The following is a 4347-nucleotide window of genomic DNA, read 5'->3' as shown; positions in this document are numbered from 1 at the left end:
CATGAGGCCCGCGAACACACCCGTCCGGCTGCCCCGCAGCGACTCGGGGTCGATACCCGCCCGCTCGACGGCCTCCCACGACGCTTCCAGCAGCAAGCGCTGCTGCGGGTCCATCGCCAGCGCCTCACGCGGCGAGATCCCGAAGAAGCCGGGGTCGAACTGACCCGCGTCGTAGAGGAAGCCGCCCTCGATGGTCCTGGACTTGCCCTCCCGGCCGGCGTCGGATTCGTACATGCCGTCCAGGCTCCAGCCACGGTCGGTGGGGAATCCGGAGATCCCCTCCCCCGCCATGGAGACGAGGCGCCACAGGTCCTCCGGAGCGGCGACACCGCCCGGGTAGCGGCAGCTCATGCCGACGATCGCGATGGGCTCGTCGTCCGCGAAGGCCACCGCGCCCGCTGCCGCCTCTCCCTCGGGATCGGCCCCCCGCGCCTCGTCCAGCAGGAATTCGGCAAGCACGGCAGGGGTGGGGTAGTCGAAGACCAGCGTCGCGGGCAACCGCAGCCCGGTCGCCGCGTTGAGCCGGTTACGCAGCTCGACTGCGGTCAGCGAGTCGAAGCCCAACTCCTTGAAGGCGTGCCTGGGCTTGATCGCCTCACTCGACGCGTACCCGAGGACCGCAGCGACCTGGGTGCGCACCAAGCCGTCGACCAAGCGAGTCCGCTCGTCCTTCGTGAGTGCCTTCAGTCGTGCGGCGAAGCCCGACTCGGACTCACCGGACTTCGCGGTGCGGCGGCCGGGAACGCGTACAAGTGCCCGGAAGAGCTGCGGCACGCCCTCGGCCGCAGCGCGCTTGCGCCATACCGCGAGGTCGAGCCGTACCGGCACCACGGCGGCGCGGTCGAGACCCGCGGCGGCGTCGAACAGTGCCAGGCCCTCGTCCACCGACAGGGGCGGCACACCGGATCGCGCCATGCGCTGGGCGTCGGCGTCGTCGAGGCGTCCGAGCATCCCGCTCTCCGCCCAGGGTCCCCAGGCCAGCGACAGTCCCGCGAGCCCTTCCGCCCGCCGCACCTCCGCCAGCGCGTCCAGGAACGCGTTCGCCGCGGCGTAGTTCGCCTGACCCGCACCACCGAACACACCCGCCGCCGACGAGAACAACGTGAACATCGACAGATCCATGCCACGCGTCAACTCGTGCAGATTCCACGCCGCATCGACCTTCGGCCGCAACACCGCAGCAAGCCGCTCCCGCGTCAACGACGACACCACACCGTCGTCCAGCACACCCGCCGTATGCACCACACCCATCAACGGATGTTCGGGAGCGACACCATCCAGCACCACGGCCAACGCAGCACGATCCGCCACATCACACGCGACGAAACCAGCCCGCGCACCGAGCTCCTCCAGCTCCGCGACAAGACCAGCCGCCCCCGGGGCATCCCCACCCCTGCGGCTCACCAGCAACAGATGCCGAACCCCACGCTCCACCACCAGATGACGCGCCACCAAACCACCCAGAGCACCGCTGGCACCCGTCACCAACACCGTGCCCGACCCGTCCAGCCCGGCAATCTCACCCGAACCGATCGCCGCACGCACCAGCCTCGGCACGGACACCGCGCCACCGCGCACCGCCACCTGCGGCTCGCCCGAAGCCACCGCAGCCGGCAGAACCGCCCACGACGCCTCGGCCCCGTCAACGTCCGCCAGCACCAACCGGCCCGGATTCTCCGACTGCGCCGTCCGTACCAGACCCCACACAGCGGCCTGCACAGGATCCGGCGCGGCATTCCCGTCGCAGGACACCGCACCTGACGTCACCAGCACCAGACGCGCATCGGCGAACCGCTCGTCCGCCAACCACCCCTGCACCAACTCCAACGCCCGGACCGTCACCTCATGCGCACGGGACACAACGCCCTCGGACCCCGAACCGGACTCCGCGAACGACACCGCCACCACACCCGGCACCGACTCACCTGAGTCCGCAGCAGCGGTGAACGCGGTCAGGTCGGCGTACCGCAATCCGGGTACGCCGATCGCGTCGCCCAGCGCGGCCCAGCGGGCTTCGACCCTCTCCTGCGCCACCTCGTGGCCGACCCAGTCCACCTGGAACAGCGCATCGCGCGTTCCGGTGTCGGCGGCAGCCGAGAGCTGGTCGGGCGAGATCGCGCGCAGGGCCAGCGAGTCGACGAAGGCAACCGGCGCGCCTGTGCTGTCGGCGAGAGTCAGAGAAACACCCGAACCGACGGTTGTGATGCGTACCCGCAAGACCGTCGCCCCCACTGCGGAGACCGACACCCCGCTCCACGCGAACGGCAGCCGCGCTTCTCCGGCCGTATCCTCGCCGGCCGCCAGACCCATCGTGTGGAGGGCGGAATCGAGCAGGGCGGGGTGGACGCCGAACCCTGCGGCATCCGTTCCTTCCGGCAGGGCGACCTCGGCGAACACCTCGTCGCCACGCCGCCACGCGGCCCGCAGCCCTCGGAACGTAGGCCCGTAGGCGAAGCCGATCTCAGCCAGGTTCTCGTACAGACCGGCGGCGTCGAGGGCGACCGCCGCGCGCGGAGGCCACTCCTCCAGCGACTCGCCGGCCGGTACGCCGCCTGCGGACAGTGTGCCGGCCGCGTGCCGTGTCCACTTCGCGTCCGCGTCCTCAGCGGGTCGCCCGTGAACGGCGATCGCCCGGCTGCCGTCGTCCTCGGCAGCGCCCAGGGTCAGCTGGACGGCCACCGCCCCGTGCTCGGGGAGGACGAAGGGCGCCTCCAGCGTGAGGTCACTCAGGAGGCCGCAGCCGACCTGCTCACCCACGTGCAGCGCCAGGTCGACGAAGGCCGTGCCCGGGAGCAGGACCGAACCCATGACCATGTGGTCGCCGAGCCACGGATGCGACTCGACCGACAGTCGGCCGGTGAACAGGTACTCATCGGCCTGAGCCACCATGACCTTGGCTCCCAGCAGCGGATGCTCACCCGCACTCTGGCCGAGGGCCCTCGCATCCGTAGCCCCGCTGAAGGACGAGGCGAGCCAGAAGTGTTCGTGCTGGAAGGCGTACGTCGGCAGGTCGATGCGTCGGGCGCCGGTGCCGGCGAAGTACGCCGCCCAGTCCACGGCCGACCCACGCACGTGGAGTTCCGCGAGCGCGGTGACCAGGGTCGTAGCCTCGCCGCGGTCCTTGCGCAGAACCGGTACGAACGCCGAGTCCGCGACACAGTCCTGCCCCATCGCGGACAGCACCCCGTCGGGTCCCAACTCCAGGTAGGTGGTGGCGCCTTGGTCCTGGAGAGTGCGCATCCCGTCGACGAAGCGGACGGCCTCGCGGACGTGGCGCACCCAGTAGTCCGCCGAGCAGATCTCCTCGCCCGACACGACCACACCGGAGACGTTCGAGACGATCCCGATGCCGGGCGGGTGGAAGGTGAGGCCCTCCGCGACCGTGCGGAATTCGTCGAGCATGGCGTCCATGCGGGGCGAGTGGAACGCGTGGCTGACGCGCAGACGCTTGGTCTTGCGGTCCTGCGCTGCGAAGTGGCCGGCGATCGCGAGGACAGCGTCCTCGTCACCGGAAATCACGGTCGCGGAGGGCCCGTTGAGGGCGGCGATGGATACGTCGTCGGTGAGCAACGGCAGGACTTCGTCCTCCGTCGCCTGGAGGGACATCATCGCCCCACCCGCCGGCAACGCCTGCATCAGACGGCCACGAGCCGCGACCAGCTTCGCCGCATCCTCCAGCGACAGCACACCGGCCACATGCGCGGCCGACAGCTCACCGATCGAGTGCCCCAGCAGATAGTCCGGCTTCACACCCCACGCCGACACCAGACGGAACAACGCCACCTCGAGCGCGAACAGACCCGCCTGCGTGAACTGCGTCTGATCCAGCAGCTCACCACCCTCGAACACCACATCCCGGATCGGCTGCTCCAGATGCCGGTCCAGCTCCGCACACACCGCGTCGAACGCATCCGCGAACACGGGATACGCCTCGTACAACTCACGGCCCATACCCGAGCGCTGCGCGCCCTGGCCCGAGAACAGCACACCGGTCCGGCCCGGCGTCACCGCACCCGTGACCGTCCGGTCGCCGATGACCACGGCACGGTGCTCCAGCACCGCACGCGTCGTGGCCAGCGAGAACCCGACGTCCACCGGATTCCGGTCCGCGGCGAACTCCGACACCCGCTCCACCTGAGCGGCGAGCGCCTCGGTCGTCTTCGCCGACACCACCCACGGCACCACCGGCAGGCGCGGCACCGAGGGATCGGCCGCATCCGCCGGCGCCGTCTCGGAGGACTGCTCCAGGATCACGTGCGCGTTGGTGCCGCTGACGCCGAACGACGACACGCCCACGCGCCGCGGTTCACCCGTCTCGGGCCACTCCCGCTGCTCCGTCAACAGCTC

The 4347-nt window shown here is 70.6% G+C and carries 1 protein-coding gene; it reads right to left on the bottom strand.

Annotated features, from left to right (window positions below; translation table 11 throughout):
- A partial coding sequence (locus tag ABZ441_RS33400) for a type I polyketide synthase (protein WP_358981149.1) occupies window positions 1-4347 on the bottom strand: 4347 nt, incomplete at both ends.

Origin of the sequence: Streptomyces sp. NPDC005752 (assembly GCF_040630715.1) — a bacterium.
Taxonomy (GTDB): domain Bacteria; phylum Actinomycetota; class Actinomycetes; order Streptomycetales; family Streptomycetaceae; genus Streptomyces.
The sequence above is the reverse complement of the archived record's forward strand: the minus strand, read 5'-3'. Positions and strand labels throughout refer to the sequence as shown.